The organism is Phenylobacterium sp. (assembly GCF_004299445.1).
Classification (GTDB): domain Bacteria; phylum Pseudomonadota; class Alphaproteobacteria; order Caulobacterales; family Caulobacteraceae; genus Phenylobacterium.
Genome location: NZ_SCTC01000063.1, coordinates 45,025 through 63,660 on the forward strand (window position 1 = coordinate 45,025; position 18,636 = coordinate 63,660).

Genomic DNA, 18,636 nt, shown 5'->3' on the forward strand with positions numbered 1-18,636 from the left:
AGCCCTGCTTCAGCGCTTGTTAGGAAAGTTTTTCTTGCGCTGCAGCGCAAACCGAGGCTCTTGGCCCGCGGGCCACGCCCCCCCAACGGGGCGCTGCTCATCTGCAAGGATGGGAGACATCGCTATGAATACCCTGCCGAAGCCGGCCATGCGTCCGGCTCGTCCCGAGTTCTCTTCCGGCCCGTGCGCCAAGCGCCCCGGATGGACCCCCGAAAACCTCAGCAACGCCGTCCTCGGCCGCTCGCACCGCTCCAAGCTGGGCAAGGCGCGCCTCAAGGACGCCATCGACCGCACGCGCGCCGTGCTGCAAGTCCCGGACGACTTCCACGTCGGCATCGTGGCCGGTTCGGATACCGGCGCCGTCGAGATGGCGCTGTGGTCGATGCTGGGCCCCAAGCCCGTCCAGCTGCTGGCTTTCGAGAGCTTCGGCAAGGACTGGGTGACCGACGTCACCAAGCAGCTGAAGATCGACGCCGAGGTGCTCTCGGCGCCCTATGGCCAGCTGCCCGACCTGACCAAGGTGCGCAAGGATGCGGACCTGGTCTTCACCTGGAACGGCACCACCTCGGGCGTCCGCGTCCCCAACGCCGACTTCATCGCGGCCGACCGCGAGGGGATCACGATCTGCGACGCCACCTCGGCGGCGTTCGCCCAGCAGCTCGACTGGGCCAAGCTCGATGTCGTCACCTTCTCGTGGCAGAAGGCGCTCGGCGGCGAAGGCGCGCACGGCGTCCTGATCCTGGGCCCGCGCGCGGTGGCCCGGCTGGAAAGCCACACGCCGGCCTGGCCGATGCCGAAGCTGTTCCGCATGACCAAGAACGGCAAGGTGGACCTCGAGATCTTCGCGGGCGCCACCATCAACACGCCGTCCATGCTGTGCGTGGAAGACGCCATCGATGCGCTGCGCTGGGCCGACGCCATCGGCGGCCTGCCGGAAATGCAGCGCCGGGCCGACGCCAACCTGGCGGTCCTCGCCGACTGGGTCGCCAAGACGCCGTGGGTGGACTTCCTGGCCCAGGACCCGGCCACGCGTTCGAACACCTCGGTGTGCCTGAAGGTGGTCGACGCCCAGGTCGCCGCGCTGTCGGATGACGCCCAGGCCGACTTCGCCAAGAAGCTGGCCGCGCTGTTGGAGAAGGAGGGCGTCGCCCTCGACATCGGCGGCTACCGCGACGCCCCTCCCGGCCTGCGGATCTGGTGCGGCGCCACGGTAGAGACGTCCGATGTGGATGCGCTCACGCCCTGGCTCGACTGGGCCTTCGCCTCGGTCCTCGCCGACCTGCAAGCCGCCGCCTGACCCACTGCACCCTTCCCCCTAGCGGGGAAGCGCTGGGGATGGGGGTGAAACACCCGCCTTTCCCCGCTCGCACCCCAACCCCCAACCCCTCCCCGCAAGGGGGAGGGGACATGGAGCTCCGATATGCCCCGCGTTCTCATCGCTGACAGCCTCAGCCCCGCCGCCGTCGACATTTTCAAGCAGCGCGGCATCGACACCGACATCAAGACCGGCCTCTCGAAGGACGAGCTGATCGCCATCATCGGCGACTACGACGGCCTGGTCGTCCGCTCGGACACCAAGCCCAACAAGGACGTGATCGCCGCGGCCAAGAAATTGAAGGTGATCGGCCGCGCCGGCATCGGCGTCGACAACATCGACATTCCGGCCGCCACCGCCGCCGGCGTGGTGGTGATGAACACCCCCTTCGGCAACTCGATCACCACGGCCGAGCACGCCATCGCGATGATGTTCGCCCTGGCCCGCCAGATGCCCGCCGCCGACGCCTCCACCCAAGCCGGCAAGTGGGAGAAGAGCCGCTTCATGGGCGTGGAGCTCTACGCCAAGACCCTGGGCCTGATCGGCGCCGGCAATATCGGCGGCATCGTCGCCGACCGGGCGCTGGGCCTGAAGATGAAGGTGGTGGCCTACGACCCGTTCCTGTCGCCAGAGCGCGCGGTGGAGATGGGCGTGGAAAAGGTCGAGCTGGACGAGCTGCTGGCCCGCGCCGACTTCATCACCCTGCACACCCCGCTCACCGACAAGACCCGCAACATCCTGTCGGCCGAGAACCTGGCCAAGACCAAGAAGGGCGTGATGATCGTCAACTGCGCCCGCGGCGGCCTGGTGGACGAGGCGGCCCTGCGCGCCGGCCTGGAGAGCGGCCACATCGGCGCGGCGGGCTTCGACGTGTTCTCGTCGGAACCGGCCAAGGAGAACGTGCTGTTCGGCGCGCCCAACTTCGTGGCCACGCCTCACCTGGGCGCCTCGACCAACGAGGCCCAGGAGAACGTGGCGCTGCAGGTGGCCGAGCAGATCAGCGACTACCTGCTGACCGGCGCGGTGACCAATGCGCTCAACAGCCCCTCGGTCACCGCCGAGGAAGCCCCCCGTCTGAAGCCCTTCGTGGCCCTGGCCGAGAAGCTGGGCGCCCTGGCCGGCCAGATGCTTGACTACGGGATCAAGGCCGTGGACATCGCGTTCGAGGGCGAGGTCTCCAAGCTCAACACCAAGCCCATGAGCGCCGCGGCGCTGGCCGGCGTGATGCGGCCCATGCTGGCCGAGATCAATATGGTCTCGGCGCCGGCGGTGGCGAAGGAGCGCGGCATCACCGTTTCGGAGAGCCGCCAGGAGAGCTCGCCGATCTATGACAGCCTGATGCGGATCACGGTCACCACCGAAAAGGGCAAGCGCTCGTTCGCCGGGACGGTGATGGCGGGCGCGCCGCGCATCGTCGAGGTCAAGGGCATGGAGCTGGACGCCCCGTTCCTGCCGCGCATGCTCTACGTCAACAACCTGGACAAGCCGGGCTTCATCGGCGCGTTGGGCGGCCTGCTGGGCGAGGCGGGCGTGAACATCGCCACGTTCAACCTGGGCCGCATCGACGCCGGCGATGACGCCATCGCCCTGGTGGGCGTGGATCAAGCCCCGGACGCCAAGTTGCTGGCCAAGATCCAGGCCCTGCCCCACGTGAAGGAAGCCCGCGCGCTGAGCTTCTGACCCGGAACGTCTGACCGGCCGAGCCGGCGTGAGCCTTGAGGCTTGCGCCGGCTACCTCAGGCGGCGACTTCCGCCCCGTCGCTGTCGCGGCCGACCCATCGCGAGAGGCAAGCGTGCAGCGCCTCCAGGCTGATCGGCTTCTCCACGCTGTCGACCATGCCTGCGGCCTGCATCCGCGCCACCTGTTCGGGCAGCACGTCGGCGCTCATGGCTATGATCGGCGTGCGGCTGAACGGTCCGTCGAGGGCCCGTATCGCCCGCGTGGCCGCCAGGCCGTCCATGCCAGGCATGTGCACGTCCATCAGGATGGCGTCGTAGCGCTTCATGCGCGCCGCATCGACCGCCTCGCGCCCGTCGCAGGCGACGTCGACCGCGCACCCCAGCATGGCCAGGACGGCCACCCCCAGGTCACGGTTCATGGGATGGTCGTCGACCAGCAGGATCTGGGCCGCCGGCAGGGCTTCGCGAGGCTGTTGCGCTTCGGCCAGTTCCTGAGCCTGCGCACGTGGGAGGCTGACGTCCAACCAGAACTCGGAGCCCTTGCCGGGCGCGGAGATGACGCCGATCCGGCCGCCCATCGCCTCGACCAGACCCTTGCAGATCGCGAGACCCAGGCCGGTGCCCCCGTGCGTCCGGCTGATCGAGCTGTCGACCTGCTGAAAACGGTCGAACAGGGTGGGCTGCGCGTCGAGGGCGATGCCCACGCCGGTGTCCACGACCGCGATGCGGACGCGGTCGGAGGGACCTTCGGGTTGGATGTCGAGCTTCAGGGTGACGCCGCCGCGGTCCGTGAACTTCACCGCATTGTTGAGGAAGTTGAGCAGCACCTGGCACAGGCGGTGGTCGTCGCAGACATGGGCCAGGTCGGCGGGGCCCGTGGACTCCATATCCAGCGCCAGGCCCTTTCGCTCGGCCGACTCGGCCACGATGGCCAGGGCGTCGCGGCACACGGTCGCCAGCTGGATGGGTTTGGGATCCAGCGAGATGCGGCCCGCCTCGACCTTGGAGAAGTCGAGGATGTCGTTGACCACCGTCAGCAGCGCGTCGCCCGAGCGGCGGATCACCCCCACCTGCTGGCGGGCGGAGTCGGGCAGATCGGCGCGCTCGAGCAGCTGGGCAAAACCGATGATCGAGTTCAGGGGCGTGCGGATCTCGTGGCTCATGGTGGCCAGGAATTCGGTCTTGGACACCGATGCGGCCTGGGCCCGGTCGCGCGCGCGGCGGTCGCTCCTGGCGCGGTTGGTGAGAATGGCGCGCAGGCGCTGCTGATGGGTAGCCATGAGGCCGGTGATGAGGCCGGTGGCGAACACCATCGCCAGGTAGAGCTGGATCATGTTGATCCGTCCGCCCGGGGTCTTGTTCCCGGCGATCATCGCGGGCGAGTCCAGGACGACGGCGAACACCAGCACGATGCTGGTGATCAGGGCCATGGCCAGGGTGACGGCGCGCGGACCCAAGCGCAGGCCTATCACGGCGATGATCGGAAAGATCGCCAGCAGCGCCAGCCCCGCGAATGGCGTGGAGACCAGGCTGCCCACGCCAAGCAGCAGAATGACCGCGGCGAACGGCTCCCACCCGCGGGTGCGGCTGTTGGCCGGTGCGGCCCGCTGGCCCAGCAGCAGGATGGCGGGAAGCATCAGCGACATGCCGAGGAACTTCGCGGCCAGGCGGCTCAACGCCATCTCGACCGGGAACTCGCCGCTCATCGCCATGACGACGAGGCTCAGAACCAGCGTGCCCGCCACCAGCATCGGGAGGAGGGCGATGAAGATCAGGCGCGCGAAGCGTCCCGGCGTGGTGAGACGCACCGCATTGAGACGGCGCGCCAGCGTGACCACGACCACCGCCTCGACGGTGTTCAGCAACGAGAAGGCCAGCGCGTCGAACGCGGAGTGGGAAAAGGCGTACACCATGGCCGACTGGATCGCGAAGCCGGCGGCGAGACACGCCAGCGTCCAGCGGCGCGGCGACAGCAGGACGGCCCCGATGACAAAGGCGTTCGCTGTCCAGATCGTGTCGACGCCGCCCGCGTGCTGTCGCAGCACGTTGGTGAGCCACAGGTTGAGCACGTAGCCCAGGCATAGGACAGCGGCGACAAGGGCCCGGGCCGGGCGCCTGTCTGCCTGTCGCACCTGCTCTGCCGCGACGCCTTGCATCAGGTAACCCTACAATCCGAGGGCGAATTAAGCCTTAAGGCGCCGACAGCGGCGCTGTCCGGCCGGACGTGGCGGCGGGGATGACGGGGCGATCGATGATGACGGCCATGGTGAAGGATCCTCCCAGCCAGGTTCGCCCGGCATGATGGGGAGGCTCGTCCGGCCCCGTCGCTCCCCCTTGCTGGAAGCTTAGGGGCATACCGAAGTTTCGGTCAATTGCCCTCGGATCAGTGAAAATCCCGGCTGCGGATCAGCGCGCCGGTGACGTTGGAGCGGGCGGCGATCTCGGCGCCGTCCTCGCGCAGTTTCGAGAGCTGACCCGAGAGGTCCTCGAACCGCTCGGCCACCACGTGGACCACGCCCTCGACGCTCTGCACCTGGCCGTGGACGACCAGGAACGACGAGGTCATCACCAGCCGCCGGTGGGCCTCGAAGACGTCGCGCCAGACGACGATGTTGGCGATGCCGGTCTCGTCCTCGAGGGTCATGAAGGTGACGCCCTTGGCGGTCCCCGGCCGCTGGCGCACCAGCACCAGGCCCGCCACCGCCAGCCTGCGCTTGTCGCGCGCCGTCTTCAGCGCCACGCAGGGCACGATCCCCTGCTGCGCCAGGGCCTCGCGGAAAAAGTCCACGGGGTGGGCCCGCAGCGACAGGCTGGTGGTGCGGTAGTCCTCGGCCACCCCCTGCGAGGCGCTCATGAACGGCAGCTGGACCTGGGCCTCCCTGGTCTTCTGGCGCAGCAGCAGGGGCGCGGCCTTCGCGGCGTTCCATTCGCCGGCCAGGCCCTTTACGGCCCATAGCGCCTCGCGCCGGGTGACGCCCAGACTGCGGAAGGCGTCGGCCTCGGCCAGCAGCTCCAGTGAGCGGCGGCTGAACCCGCCCAGCCGCGCGAAGTCCTGGACGCTCCGGGCGCCGGCCGCCCGGGCCCGGACCAGGGCGGCGCCGTCGGCCTTCTCCTTCAGGCCCTTGATCTGATGCAGCCCCAGGCGGACGGGGCGCAGCCGCTCGCCCGGATCGTCCTTCTCCTCGAGCGTGCTGTCCCAGTCGCTGAACATCACGTCGGGGGGACGCACCTCGACGCCGTGCTCGCGGGCGTCGCGCACCAGTTGGGCGGGCTGGTAGAAGCCCATCGGCTGGCTGTTGAGCAGGCCCACCAGGAAGGCGTCAGGCCAGTGGTGCTTCACCCAGGCCGACACATAGACCAGGATCGCGAAGCTGATCGCGTGGCTCTCGGGGAAGCCGTACGAGCCGAAGCCCTCGATCTGCTGGAAGCACCGCTCGGCGAACTCGCGGTCGTAGCCGCGGTCGACCATCCCCTTCACGAACTTCAGCCCGTGCTCGCCGATGGTGCCGATGTTGCGGAAGGTCGCCATGGAACGCCGCAGCCGGTCGGCCTCGTCGTCGGTGAACTTCGCCGCCACGATGGCCACGCGCATGGCCTGTTCCTGGAAGAGCGGCACGCCCTTGGTCTTCTCAAGGATCTCGCGCAGCTCGTCCTTGTCGCCATGGTCGGGGTGCGGCTCGGGATAGGTGACGGGCTCCTCGCCGTTGCGGCGCTTGAGGTAGGGGTGGACCATGTTGCCCTGGATCGGCCCCGGCCGGACGATCGCAACCTCGATCACCAGGTCGTAGAACTTCCGTGGCTTCAGGCGGGGCAGCATCGACATCTGAGCGCGGCTCTCGACCTGGAAGACGCCCACCGAATCGGCCTTGCAGAGCATGTCGTAGACCGCGGGGTCTTCCTGCGGGATGTGGGCGACGTCGGTGACCTCGCGGCCGTCGATGGGCGGCAGCAGGGCGAAGCTCTTGCGCAGCGCGGTCAGCATGCCCAGCGCCAGGACATCGACCTTCATCAGCTTCAGGGCGTCGATGTCGTCCTTGTCCCATTCGATGAAGGTGCGGTCCTCCATGGCGGCGTTGCCGATGGGCACGGTCTCGTCCAACCGGCGCTTGGTCAGCACGTAGCCGCCCACGTGCTGCGACAGGTGGCGCGGGAAGCCGATCAGCTCCTGGGCCAGCGCCGTGGCGCGGCGGATTTCGGGGGCGTTGGGATCGAGACCCGTCTGACGGATGTGGTCTTCGGGGATTTCGTCGCCCCAGCTGCCCCAGACGGTGTTGGCCAGCGCCGCGGTGATGTCCTCGGTCAGGCCCAGCGCCTTGCCCACCTGGCGGATCGCCATGCGCGGGCGGTAGTGGATGACGGTGGCGACGATGGCGGCGCGGTCGCGGCCATAGCGACGGTAGACATACTGCATCACCTCCTCGCGCCGCTCGTGCTCGAAATCGACGTCGATGTCGGGGGGCTCGTTGCGGTTCTCGGAAATGAAGCGCGAGAAGAGCAGGTCCTGATCCTCCTTGGTCGGATCGACCGAGGTGATCCCCAGGCAGAAGCAGACGCAGGAGTTGGCCGCCGAGCCGCGGCCCTGGCAGAGGATGCCCTGCTCGCGCGCCCAGCGGACGATGTCGTGCACGGTCAGGAAGTAGTTGGGGTAGTCCAGCTTCTCGATGAGGGCGAGCTCGTGGGCGACGAGGCGCTTCACCTTGTCGGGCACGCCCTTGGGATAGCGCCACGCGGCCCCCGCCCAGCTCAGGTCGCTCAGGTGCTGGATCGCCGTCTTGCCGGGCGGCACGGGCTCATCGGGGTATTCGTAGCGCAGCTGGTCCAGGTCGAATCCGACGCGCTGGGCGATCTCGACCGTACGTTCGATCGCGCCGGGGAAGCGGGCGAACAGGCGGGCCATCTCGGCCCCCGGCTTCAGGTGGCGCTCGCCGTTGGCGGCCAGGCGCAGGCCGGCCTCGTGGATGGTGCAGGTCTCGCGGATGCAGGTCAGCACGTCCTGCAACGGGCGCCGCTCGGGCCCGTGGTAGTGGACGTCGTTGGTGGCGACCATCGCCATCCCGCTGCGTTCGCAGAGCGCGCCCAGCTGGCTCAGGCGGTGCAGGTCGCGGGGGCCATAGCGGCGCGAGGCCGCCAGCCAGACGTCGGGCAGTTCGTGGGTCAGCCGGCGCAGCTCGCCTTCGAACGCGTCGTCCAGCCGGTCGGGCGGGACCACCAGCGTGAGCTGGCCCTGCGCATGGGCGGCGAAGTCTTCCCAGTGCAGCTCGCACTCGCCCTTCTGCGAGCGCATCTGGCCGGCGGTGAGCAGCTTGGTAAGCCGGCCATAGGCCTCGCGGTCGGAGGGATAGACGATCAGGCTGGGCGTGCCGTCGACGAAGTCGAGCCGGCAGCCTGTGAGCGCGCGGATCTTCGAGCCGCTCTCGCGCAACTCCTGCATCTGCCGCCACGCCCGCACCACCCCGGCCAGGCTGTTGCGGTCGCAGATGCCGATGGCCTCCAACCCCAGCGCATCGGCCCCGGTGACCAGCTCCCACGGATGCGACGCCCCGCGCAGGAACGAGAAGTTCGTCGTCGTCTGCAGCTCGGCGTAGCGGGTCATGTGACGGCCTAACAGCGCGCCGCAGGCGCAGTTTTTTGAACCACGGAAAACACAGAAAACACGGAAGGGGCGAGCTGGGGCCGAGCCGCAGGGCATCCCCGGCCCTTCTGTGTTTTCCGTGTTTTCTGTGTTTTGAATCTTGTTGGCGCTGATACGCCCGGGGCGTGTCTCACGTCAGGTCGGTGAACGGGTTGAAGGCCACCTCCCAGCGGTTGCCTTCGGGGTCGGCGAAGTAGCCGGAGTAGCCGCCCCAGAAGACGTCCTGCGGCGGCTTCAAGGCTGTCGCGCCGGCCGTCAGCGCCTTGGCGAAGACGCCATCGACGGCAGCCTTCGAGGGCGCGTTGTGAGACAGCACGACCCCGCCGGGCCCGGAGCCTTCAGACGAGACGCCGGCGTCGGCCGCGGAGGCTTCGCGCGGGTAGAGGCCCAGCCATGTCCCCTCTAGGCGGAACATCACCATGTCGTCGCCGGGCGTGTAGTTGTGGGTCGGGAAGCCCAGGCCGTCGCGGTAGAATGCGAGCATGCGAGGCAGGTCGTGGACGCCGAAGGTGATGAGGCTGATCTTGGGCTTCATGGGGTCTCCTCGAGTTCAGGCGAACAGGCCGTGCAGCCACCACTTGGCCGGGGCGTCGGGGTCGCCGTAGAGGCCGGCGCGGAACAGCCAGAAGCGGCCGCCGTCCTGATCCTCCACGCGGTAGTAGTCGCGGACGTGGGTGATCGAGATGTCGCCGATCTCGCGCCGCCACCATTCCTCGCCGATCCGTTCGGGGCCCTCGGCGCGACGCACCTGATGCACGCGGCCCCGCCAGCGGAACTGCCGGGGCGGGTCGTCGGGCAGCAGCGCGAACACCTGCTCCAGGGGCTCGGGCCGGCGGAAAAGACGGACCGGGCGGGGCGTCTCGCGGTCCCAAGGGCGGGCTTCGGAGAGAGGCGCCCCCAGAGCGGGCTGGCGGCCCACCGCCTGCTCGGGGACATGGGTTTCCACGGGCGCCGCCCGCCACACCCGCTCAGACCCCAGGCGGTTCACCAGCCGGTCGACCAGGGGGGCCAGGCCATCCTCCACCGCCGCCTCCGGCCCGGTCTCGATGCGCGCCTGGCGGCCCGACACCGCCTCGACGGCATAGGCGCAGATCGTCACCGACTCGATGCCGAAGCCGGGGTCGACCGTCTCCAGCTTGGGCTGGAACAGCCGCGCGATGCGGCGCGCGTCGCGGCCGGCCAGCGACAGACCGATGGTGAGCGGCAGCGTTTTCCCGTCCACCCTGTGGAAGGCGATCTCGAACCGGCGCGCGCCATGGCCGCCGGCCTCCAGCCGGGCGCAGAGCTTGGCCGCCGCGTCCTGGGTGACGCGGGCCATGTCCTCGGGCGCGCTGATGGGCTCGAAGAAAGCCAACCGGTCGACCCAGGGCGTGGGCGGGCGGCGATAGCGCAGCGCCTCGGCGCTGCGGCCCAGGGCCTGGTCCAGCCGTTCCAGCGTGCGCGCGCCGAACCGACGGCCCAGGGGGGCACGGGGAATCTCCATCAACTGGCCCACCCGGCGCAGCCCCAGCCGCTCGATCTGGGCGGCGGCCTCGGGTTCGAGCCGCAGGGCCGCGGGCGGCATCGGCTTCAACAGGTCGCCCTGACCGCCCGGGGGCGCGATCGTCCCGTCCCGACCGAAGTGGGCCAGGGCCCAGGCCGCGCCGGGGGTGTCGGCGATGGCTGCGCGGAACGGCAGCGCGTTCTGGGCCAGCCGTCCCTGGAAGTCGGCCAGCATCTCGGCCTCGCCGCCCCACAGGTGGGCGACGCCGGTGATGTCGAGGAACAGTCCGTCCGGCGCATCGGCCGCCACCGCCGGCGAGAAGCGGACGCACCAGTCGACCAGGGCGGTGAGGGCCGCGGCGTCCGCCTCGGGCTCGACGTCGGCGGTCGCCAGCTCGGGGACCAGGGCCATGGCGTCGGTGGCCTTCTGCCCGACGTGCAGCCGCAGGCGAGAGGCCTCCACGCTGACCGCGGCCAGCCGCCGGACCTGCCGCACCGTCTCGATCAGGGCGAAGGGGGGCTCAGAGCCCCTTCCCTCTTGCGGGGAAGGGGTTGGGGGTGTCGGCGCTGAGGTTCCGGTTTGCGCACCCCCACCCCCGGCCCCTCCCCGCAAGGGGGAGGGGAGGTGACCCAGATGCCCTCCGCTAGGCGGCGCGTCGGACTGCGGGGGATTGCGCCGGCGCCAGTTCGCGATCGCCCAGGTCGGCGACCAGGCGCAGAGGATGCGCGACATCGCCTGCCTCCCAGGAATAGGCCTGATCGGCCTCGAGGATCCATGCGCCGGAGCGGCCGCCCCGGCTGCGTTCGAGGGCCACGGAGAACCGCGGGTTCCCCAGGCCGAATTCGCCGGCCGGCGGCTCGGACGGCGCGGAGACCACCCGCCACCGCGTGGCCGCGATCGAGCCGGCGGCCTCCTTGCGGCCGACCCCGCCGAAGGGCCGGCGCTTGATGACGAAGCCCGTAGCGCCGCGCTTCTCGCAGGCCAGCTGCAACCGACGCCCTGCGGTCAGGTCCACCGCCTCGACCTCGCCGAACACCGCCGAGATCCCGACCGTGGCCAGCGCGTCCTCCATGACCGCCAGCGCCTCGGTCTCATCGCGGACGCACACCTGGATCAGCCGCTCGACCGGGAAGCCCAGCCCGGCCAGCCCAGGCGCCCAGAGGTCGTCGCGGCGCAGCACCCATACCGCCTCGCCTCTGAGCGCCAGCGGCGCCGCCATCAGCGCCGCATAGGCCGCCGGGGCGGCGGAGGTCTCGGCCTCCAGCCCCGCGCCGGTGATCTCATGCCAGCGTCCCAACGGCAGCCCGCCGCCCGCCAGCTTGCCGTCCAGGGCCGCGTCCCCGAACGACAGCACGCCCGCGTCCGCCCGCCCGCCGCTCTCGATCGCGGCGACCTTCGCAACCAGCGCGGCGATCCGCTTGGCGCGAAAATCGGACATGGCTTTGGGACTCCTTTTGTTCCATTTTTGTTCTAAACCAGGAACGAGCAGAGTCAACGTCTCATCCCTCCCCTTTATGGGGAGGGACAGGCCGCCAAGCGGCCAGGGTGGGGAAGTGTGGGTCGGAGCGCCGAGGTCGGGGAGGATCAACGCTTCCCCACCCGGCCGGCCTGCGGCCGTCCACCCTCCCCATAAAGGGGAGGGATCAGCCGCCGGGTCCGCCGAAGTCGAAGCCCTGATCGCGCTGGCGGCCGCCGAACGTGTAGGTGACGCCCAGCAGCACGGCGCGGTTCCTGGCGTCGGACTTGTTGCGCTCGCGGTAGAGCGGGGTGTCGATGACCGAGGCGAAGCCCTGGGTGCCCAACACGTCCTGCACGGTGACGACGCCCGAGAACTGGTCGTTGAACTTGTGGCGGTAGCCCAGGTTCACCCCGCCCTGGGGCTTGCGGTAGCCCTGCGACAGCAGCTGCTTGCCGTTCACGAAGCCCTGCACCTGCAGGAAGTCCTTGTCCGAAGCCTGCCAGCCCAGCGAGGCGCGGCCGAAGGCGGTGTAAGCCGAGCGCACGCCCGAGCCGAAGCCGAGGTCGCGGGCGTCGATTTCGTTCCAGACCGCGTTGCCGCTGATGTTGTAGGTGACCTTGCCCGGCAGGCGTCCGTTGGCCACGAGCTCGACGCCGGCGCTCTGTGAGCGGCCGATGTTGGCCTTGGTCTGCAGGATCACCCCGCCGCCCAGGTCCTGGAAGACATCGTTCACCGAGTCCCGCGTCCGGCGGTAGTACCCCGTGGCGAGCAGGACCACGCCCTGCTTGCGGTACTGGTACCCGGCCTCGAACGAGTCGGTGACCTGGGGCTTGAGGTTCGGGTTCCCCTGGAACTGGTTCGTCGGGTTCACGTAGACGCGGAACGGGTTGTAGTCCTGCGCCTGCGGCCGCTGCACGCGCCGCGAATAGCTGGTCTTGAGCTGCTGGATGTCGCTCAGCTTGTAGGTGAGGTGCAGGCTCGGATAGAGCCGCACATAGTCGTTCGAGGCCTTCAGGCCCTGGGTCACCTGGTCCAGATCGATCTGGGTGGCTTCGGCCCGCAGCCCCGCCAGCGCTGTCAGGTCGCCCAACGGCCGCTCATAGGTGAGGTAGGCGGCGTGCACCTGCTGGTCGAAGCGGAACAGGTTTGAGCGCACCGGATCGACGGCATAGGGGCCTGCGCCCGGGCCGCGGGTGAAGGTGAGCTCATAGTCGTTGTCGTCGGCGTCCCAGGCATAGCCCAGCTTCAGCTTGGCCTCGTCCGGCAGGGGCTGCGAGTAGTCGACCTTCAGCCGGGTGGACCAGAAGTGGTTGCGGTTCTGGCTGAGCTCGAACGCCGAGCCGTTGGTCGGCAGCCGGAAGGTGCGCAGGATCGGCCGATCCCGGTCGTCGTTGCTCAGTTCGCGCGACGCGGTGGCCGTGAACTCGTGGTCGTCGGCCCACTTGTAGCGATAGCTGACCTGGGCCTCGAGGTTGTCGCGATCCTGGCGAAGCGCGGTCGCATTGTCATAGGCCGTTCGCGGGGCGCCGGCCGCCGTGGTCTGGCGCAGCGCTTCCAGCTGTTTGGTGTCGAACGCGACGCCGCTGTAGTCGAGCTCGAGGCTGATCCGCGTCCTGGCGTCGGGATCGTAATCGACCCCGCCGCGCAGGCCCAGGACGTCGGCCGCGCCGGTGCTGCCCGAGCGCAGGGTCTGGGTGACGAAGCCGGGTCCCGCCGGGTCCTGGAACTCGCGGTCGCTGTTGAACACCTGCTTGATGGAGTCGTGGCGCAGGTAGAGATCGCCGCTGAAGGTGAATTCCCCCTCCTTGCGCGAGACGCTGAGGCCCCCGTTCTGGCGGCCGCTGGACCCCACGTTGGCGCGCACGCTGCCGGCGAAGCCGGGCTTGGCGGTCTTCTTCGTAATGAGGTTGATGATCCCGGCGCTGCCTTCGGGGTTGAAGGCGGCCGAGGGGTTGGTGATCACCTCCACGCGCTCGATCTGGGTCGCGGGCAGGCTCTGCAGCGCCTGGCCCTTGTTCTCGCCCCTGAAGCGGCCCGATGGCTTTCCGTCGATCAGGATGGTGACGTTGGAGTCCCCGCGCAGGCTGACGTTGCCGTTCACGTCGACCTCGACCGAGGGGACGTTGCGCAGCGCGTCGCTGATCGAGCCGGTGGTGGCCTGGAGATCGTTCGCGACGGTGTAGCTCTGGCGGTCGATCGAGGTGCGCACCGGCGGCGCCGTGCCCTCGACCACGACCTCGCCGACGGCGGGGCCGGGGGCGGTCGCGTTGGGCGCGGCAGGTCGGACGGGCGCCGGCGTCTGAGCGAACGCGGCGGACCCCGTGATCGCGAAGGCCGCGGTCGCGAGCCAGAACGAACGCTGAAACAATGATTGTCCCCCAACGCGCCGCCCCCGCAGCACGCTCACAAGCTGAAGTTCAAGGGTGCAGTAGCGGCAACTTTGTGACGAAGGAATTTCCGCGCCGATGCCTGCGGTTGCGGCCGCGGGGAAAACCTCGGCTAATCCGCCCCGCAAGACGGGAGGCGAACGATGCGGCGTGTGATGGTGGTGGCGGCGGCCTGGCTCCTGACCGCAGGCGCGGCCATGGCGCAGACCCAGGCGACGGCGAAGGTCGAGGGCGGCGTGATCGTGGGCGAGACCACCGAACGCGCCCGGGTGTTCCGCAACGTGCCCTACGCCGCCCCGCCGGTGGGACCGTTGCGTTGGGCGCCGCCGCAGCGGGTGGCGAAGTGGGTCGGGGAACGCGACGCCACCAAGAACGGCCCCTCCTGCCCGCAGCCGATGAACGCCGACGGCACGCCCAACGCCTTCGGCGGCGCGAACGGGCCGGTGTCGGAGGACTGCCTGCAGCTCTACGTCTTCGCGCCGAAGACCGCGAAGAAGGCGCCGGTGATGGTGTGGATCCACGGCGGCGGCCACCGGGTGGGCGCGGGCTGGGTGTACGACGGCCAGAACTTCGCCCGCGACGGCGTGGTGCTGGTCTCGATCAACTACCGTCTGGGCGCGTTCGGCTACCTGGCCCATCCGGCGCTGACGAAGGCGGCGGGCGGCCAGCCCACCGGGAACTTCGGGCTGATGGACCAGATCGCGGCGCTGAAGTGGGTCCAGCGCAACATCGCCGCCTTTGGAGGTGATCCGCAGAACGTCACCGTCTTCGGCGAAAGCGCGGGCGGGGCCAGCGTGCTGGCGCTGCTGGCGACGCCTGGCGCGCGTGGCCTGTTCAATGGTGCGATCGTCCAGTCGGGCGGCGGCTGGTCCGAAGGGCGGTCGCTGGCGCAGGCCGAGGCGGCGGGGGTCGAGGCGCTGGCCAGGGCCGGTGCGCCCGCCGACGCCACGGCCGCCCAGTTGCGTGAGATCCCCTTCGAAAAGCTCGTTCCGCTGGCCGGCGACTATGGGCCGCTCCAGGACGGTCGGCTGATGACGCTGACCGTGGGGCAGGCGTTCGCCAGAGGCCGGGCGACCGACGTTCCGCTGATGATCGGCTGGAACTCGGGCGAAGACACAGTAGCCTTCGGGGGCTTGGTCGGGCCCGCCGAACAACTGCGCAGCAATGACGACCGCGACCGATTCACCGACCGGGTGTTCGGCGCCCCGGCCCGCTGGATCGCGGCGAAGGCGGCGGGCGGGAAACCCTCGTACCTCTATCACTTCAGCTACATCGGAAGCCGCTTCCGGCCCGGGATGACCCGCGCGGCCCACGCCGCCGAGATCCAGTACGTGTTCGAGTACTGGGGCCGCCGTACGCCGATGAGCGTGGTCAGCGACGAGGACCGCGCCATGGCTGCCCGCATGCACGGCTGCTGGGTCGCCTTCGCGAAGACCCAGGCGCCCTGCTCGGACTGGCCGGCGTATTCGCCTGAGAGCGACCGCCTCATGGAGTTCGGCTCGCCCGGCGGCGTGCGTGAGGGGTTCCGTAAGGCGCAGCTCGACGCGCAGGACGCAGGCGCGCCGAAGTAGCGCTCGCGGTTGCGCGGCGGTGGCGGCTGCTTCTAGCCTCGGCGCATGGTCGCCTATGTCATCAATGAAATCGTCGTCACCGAGCCTGAGCGGTTCCTGACCTATTCCAGCCAGGTGCCGGCGATCCTCGCCCAGTACGGGGGCGCCTACGTCGTGCGGGGCGGGGCGCCCGAGCAGGTGGACGGCCCGGAGCCGCCCGAGCGGCTGGTGGTGCTGCGTTTCGAAAGCCGCGAGGCGGCCCGGGCCTGGCGCACCTCGCCCGAGTACCTGGCGATCCTGCCCATCCGGGAGGCGACGTCGACCAGCCGTGTCTACATCGTCGACGGCTACGAGGGCTGAGGCGCCCGCAATGGCCCCACCTCACGCCGCCGATGCGCTTTTTGGGGGGCGCGGCCATCTGATGGGTGGACCGTTTGCGAAAGCCGGTGTTCCATACCCTCAACACAGCAACCGCCGAGGCCGCAAAGGCCCAGATCATAAGGCGGAGCTCTGGGAGGAACTGCGATGGCTTGGAAGGCGAAGGCCTCTGGTCTCGCGCTGGCGATCGGCGCAATGGCGAGCACGGCTGGGGCCGCGCCGCCGGTGTTCGATCTGGGCCGGGCGCGGGCTGCATTCACGGTGGATCTGCCTGAGGGCTGCAAGCTCGAGGATGGTCAGGTCCGCGCCTCGTTCGCGATCTTCTATGTGGCCTGCGACGGCAAGGTGATGGCGGGCATTTACGCCGGCAACGCCGCCGACCGGCAGATGCCGCGCAGTCGGGTGATGATCACCGAGACCCGCTGGCCGTCCGAGGTCCAGGCCTGGGCCGCCGACGTGGGCGAGGATCAGGCCCGCGCCGACGCCATCGCCGCCTCTGTCCGCGTGCGTCGGGTGAAGATCGCCTGGGGCTAGCCCAGCGTCCGAAGGCGTGAACGGGCCGCGACGGCCGCCACAATCATCCCCATCAGGATCGACGGGAACAGGATCGCCATGCGCGGCCCGATCTCGTGGGCCAGCACGCCATAGGCCACAGCGCCCAGCGGGCCTCCGCCCATCATCCCGAGCGTGAAGATCGATAGCACGCGGGCGCGCTTGTCGGGCGGCGCATGCTCCTGCACCAGTCCGCGGCCCAGGGTCATGGTGACGCCGCCGGCGACGCCCCAGGCGACGTTCAGCGCGCAGAGCGCCCAGAACGGCATCGGGATAGCGCACAGTCCCAGTACGATCGCGCCAGAGCCCAGGGCGGTCAGATAGACCAATCCCTTCCGCTTTGGCGGGCCAGCCCGCATCAGCACGATGGCCGCCAGCATCGAGCCCACCCAGAAGCAGAGCGTGAAGACCCCCAGCGCCGAAGCGATGGCGGTGTTGTCGCGTCCCGCCACGACCGCGGGGAAATACCCCTGGACCACCAGCGGCAGCAGCACCGCGAAGGCGCCCATGAAGCAGACGCCCATACCGGCGCTGCAGAGGACGACTGGCCCGATGATCGGGGAGGCGACGGCCGCGCGGAATCCGTCGGCGATCTCGCTGCCGAGATAGCGCAACGGATGACCAGCCTGCGGCGCGCGAGTCTCGCGGAGGCGGGGGCGCATGCGCAGCGCCGCGACCCCGGCCGCCAGCAGCAGGCCCGCCTGACCGAACAGGAGGGCGGCGACGCCCACCAGCGGCGCCATGATCGCCGCCACCATGCCCAGGATCTGTCCGGCGAACTGGGCCATGAAGGCGCCCGACACCGCCCGCTGCACGCCGCCCTCGACGGGCGCCACGTGGCTGAGAAGCGCGTCCCGGGCCGGTGTGGCGAAGGCGCCGATCACCCCCACCGTCAGGGCGTAGACGATCAGCAGGCCGTAGGTGAGCCGGCCGGCGGAGACCAGGCCCGCGAGCCCCAGGAAGACGGCCGTCGAGACCAGGCAGGCCAGCACCACGATCCGTTTGCCGTCGGCCCGATCGGCGATGAAGCCGCCCAGCAGGATCAGAAGCGTGGTGGGCAGGCTCTGGCACATCTGGGCGATGCCCAGGCGGATCTCATTCTCCTGCAGGACCACCCGGACCAGATAGGGGAACAGCACCATCTGGACGCCGAACGCCAGGAACCAGGCGGCGTGCGCGAACAGATAGGCCCCGAAGCCCGTGGGGGCGGCCGCCTGCCCCTCGGCTGTCTCGACTCTCGTCGCCACGCCTGCTCCCCCTCGAAGCCCGAGCATGGCACGCTGACGGCGTAAGCGAAAATCCATTGCCCTCGCCTAGGGGCAAGCGCTTACCCTTGGGGCAAAGGATCAGGAGGACTTCCCATGGCCGACAGCGCCCCCGCGAACGCCCCGCAAGCCGCAGCTGAAACCGCCGGACCCGAGGTGTTGTACGAGGTCAGCGAACACATCGCGACGCTCACCCTGAACCGGCCTGAGCGGATGAACACCATCTCGGGGCCGATGCTGAACCAGCTGACCGAGCTGCTGCTGAAGGCCGACCGCGACCGTGACGTGCGCTGCATCATCCTGACGGGCACGGGCCGGGCGTTCTGCGCCGGCCTGAACCTGGGCGGGGCCACCAAGGGCAGCACGGGCCTGGAGGGCGCGTCGACCTCGACCAACCTGGACCTGCGGTTCACGCCGCCGACCGTGCTGTTCAACCTGGACACGCCCACCATCTGCGCGCTGAACGGCTCGGCCGCCGGCTACGGTATGGATACGGCCCTGGGCTGCGACATCCGGATCATGGCCGACGGCGCCAAGATGGCCGCGGCCTTCGTCAAGCGCGGCATCGTGCCCGAGAGCGGCGGCACCTGGCTGCTGCCGCGGCTGCTGGGCTGGTCGAAAGCGTCAGAGATCATCTTCACCGGCCGGACCCTGACGGCCGCCGAGTGCGTCGAGCTGGGCCTGGCGTCAAAGGCGGTGCCCGAGGCCGAGGTGGCTGCGACCGCCCGCGCCCTGGCCCTGGAAATCGCCGCCAATGCGCCGCTCGCGGTCCAGGCTTCGAAGCGGATGATGCGGATGGGCCTGTCCGAGGGCTTCGACGAGCATGTGCACCACGTCTTCCTGCAGCTGTTGCCGCTGTTGCGGACGGAAGACGCGCTGGAGGGTATGAAGGCGTTCATGGAGAAGCGGACGCCGCAGTTCTCCAGCAAGTAGGG

At 69.7% G+C, this 18,636-nt stretch carries 13 protein-coding genes; 6 read left to right on the forward strand and 7 right to left on the reverse strand.

Going from position 1 to position 18,636, the window contains the following annotated elements; translation table 11 throughout:
- The first annotated feature begins 124 nt into the window (after positions 1 to 124).
- Positions 125 to 1,297, forward strand: coding sequence for a phosphoserine transaminase (locus tag EPN98_RS16910; RefSeq protein ID WP_293364082.1), 1,173 nt, complete (start codon positions 125 to 127; stop codon positions 1,295 to 1,297).
- A gap of 123 nt (positions 1,298 to 1,420) precedes the next feature.
- Positions 1,421 to 2,995, forward strand: a complete 1,575-nt coding sequence (serA, locus tag EPN98_RS16915; protein ID WP_293364083.1) for a phosphoglycerate dehydrogenase — start codon at positions 1,421 to 1,423, stop codon at positions 2,993 to 2,995.
- A 56-nt stretch (positions 2,996 to 3,051) separates the two neighbouring features.
- On the opposite strand, the gene EPN98_RS16920 is transcribed toward serA, so the two are convergent.
- The 6 genes from EPN98_RS16920 to EPN98_RS16945 all read right to left on the reverse strand — a co-directional run bounded on the left by EPN98_RS16920 (position 3,052) and on the right by EPN98_RS16945 (position 13,937).
- Positions 3,052 to 5,151, reverse strand: a complete 2,100-nt coding sequence (locus EPN98_RS16920) for an ATP-binding protein (RefSeq protein WP_293364084.1) — start codon at positions 5,149 to 5,151, stop codon at positions 3,052 to 3,054.
- A 227-nt stretch (positions 5,152 to 5,378) separates the two neighbouring features.
- Positions 5,379 to 8,588 (reverse strand): error-prone DNA polymerase, encoded by a 3,210-nt coding sequence (locus EPN98_RS16925; RefSeq protein WP_293364085.1) that lies wholly within the window; start codon positions 8,586 to 8,588, stop codon positions 5,379 to 5,381.
- A gap of 169 nt (positions 8,589 to 8,757) precedes the next feature.
- Positions 8,758 to 9,162 (reverse strand): VOC family protein, encoded by a 405-nt coding sequence (locus tag EPN98_RS16930; protein ID WP_293364086.1) that lies wholly within the window; start codon positions 9,160 to 9,162, stop codon positions 8,758 to 8,760.
- Positions 9,163 to 9,177: 15 nt separating this feature from the next.
- Positions 9,178 to 10,617, reverse strand: coding sequence for a DUF6504 family protein (locus EPN98_RS16935; protein ID WP_293364195.1), 1,440 nt, complete (start codon positions 10,615 to 10,617; stop codon positions 9,178 to 9,180).
- 136 nt (positions 10,618 to 10,753) lie between these two features.
- Positions 10,754 to 11,548 carry a protein imuA gene (locus EPN98_RS16940; protein ID WP_293364087.1) on the reverse strand — a complete coding sequence of 265 codons (795 nt, stop codon included), beginning with the start codon at positions 11,546 to 11,548 and terminating at the stop codon, positions 10,754 to 10,756.
- Between the two features lie 205 nt (positions 11,549 to 11,753).
- Entirely contained in the window at positions 11,754 to 13,937 is a 2,184-nt protein-coding gene (locus EPN98_RS16945; protein ID WP_293364088.1) for a TonB-dependent receptor, read from the reverse strand.
- Between the two features lie 162 nt (positions 13,938 to 14,099).
- Between EPN98_RS16945 and EPN98_RS16950 the strand changes: the two genes are divergently transcribed.
- The 3 genes from EPN98_RS16950 (at position 14,100) to EPN98_RS16960 (ending at position 16,418) form a co-directional block, all read left to right on the forward strand.
- Entirely contained in the window at positions 14,100 to 15,527 is a 1,428-nt protein-coding gene (locus EPN98_RS16950) for a carboxylesterase family protein (RefSeq protein WP_293364089.1), read from the forward strand.
- 45 nt (positions 15,528 to 15,572) lie between these two features.
- Positions 15,573 to 15,866, forward strand: a complete 294-nt coding sequence (locus EPN98_RS16955; protein ID WP_293364090.1) for a DUF1330 domain-containing protein — start codon at positions 15,573 to 15,575, stop codon at positions 15,864 to 15,866.
- 165 nt (positions 15,867 to 16,031) lie between these two features.
- The gene (locus EPN98_RS16960) at positions 16,032 to 16,418 is read left to right on the forward strand and encodes a hypothetical protein (RefSeq protein WP_293364091.1); all 387 of its coding nucleotides are present in this window, start codon (positions 16,032 to 16,034) and stop codon (positions 16,416 to 16,418) included.
- Here EPN98_RS16960 and EPN98_RS16965 read toward each other — a convergent pair.
- A complete protein-coding gene (locus tag EPN98_RS16965; RefSeq protein ID WP_293364092.1) occupies positions 16,415 to 17,683 on the reverse strand; it encodes an MFS transporter in 1,269 nt (422 codons plus the stop codon). The two genes, EPN98_RS16960 and EPN98_RS16965, sit on opposite strands and share 4 nt — an antisense overlap.
- Before the next feature lie 114 nt (positions 17,684 to 17,797).
- Here EPN98_RS16965 and EPN98_RS16970 point away from each other — a divergent pair, with 114 nt between their 5' ends.
- Complete coding sequence (locus tag EPN98_RS16970) at positions 17,798 to 18,634, forward strand: enoyl-CoA hydratase-related protein (protein ID WP_293364093.1); 837 nt, start codon at positions 17,798 to 17,800, stop codon at positions 18,632 to 18,634.
- Positions 18,635 to 18,636 lie beyond the last annotated feature (2 nt).

Coding starts and splice junctions, on each gene's coding strand:
- EPN98_RS16910 (WP_293364082.1), top strand. CDS start 125: ATGAATACCCTGCCGAAGCCGGCCATGCGTCCGGCTCGTCCCGAGTTC.
- serA (WP_293364083.1), top strand. CDS start 1,421: ATGCCCCGCGTTCTCATCGCTGACAGCCTCAGCCCCGCCGCCGTCGAC.
- EPN98_RS16920 (WP_293364084.1), bottom strand. CDS start 5,151: ATGCAAGGCGTCGCGGCAGAGCAGGTGCGACAGGCAGACAGGCGCCCG.
- EPN98_RS16925 (WP_293364085.1), bottom strand. CDS start 8,588: ATGACCCGCTACGCCGAGCTGCAGACGACGACGAACTTCTCGTTCCTG.
- EPN98_RS16930 (WP_293364086.1), bottom strand. CDS start 9,162: ATGAAGCCCAAGATCAGCCTCATCACCTTCGGCGTCCACGACCTGCCT.
- EPN98_RS16940 (WP_293364087.1), bottom strand. CDS start 11,548: ATGTCCGATTTTCGCGCCAAGCGGATCGCCGCGCTGGTTGCGAAGGTC.
- EPN98_RS16950 (WP_293364089.1), top strand. CDS start 14,100: ATGCGGCGTGTGATGGTGGTGGCGGCGGCCTGGCTCCTGACCGCAGGC.
- EPN98_RS16955 (WP_293364090.1), top strand. CDS start 15,573: ATGGTCGCCTATGTCATCAATGAAATCGTCGTCACCGAGCCTGAGCGG.
- EPN98_RS16960 (WP_293364091.1), top strand. CDS start 16,032: ATGGCTTGGAAGGCGAAGGCCTCTGGTCTCGCGCTGGCGATCGGCGCA.
- EPN98_RS16970 (WP_293364093.1), top strand. CDS start 17,798: ATGGCCGACAGCGCCCCCGCGAACGCCCCGCAAGCCGCAGCTGAAACC.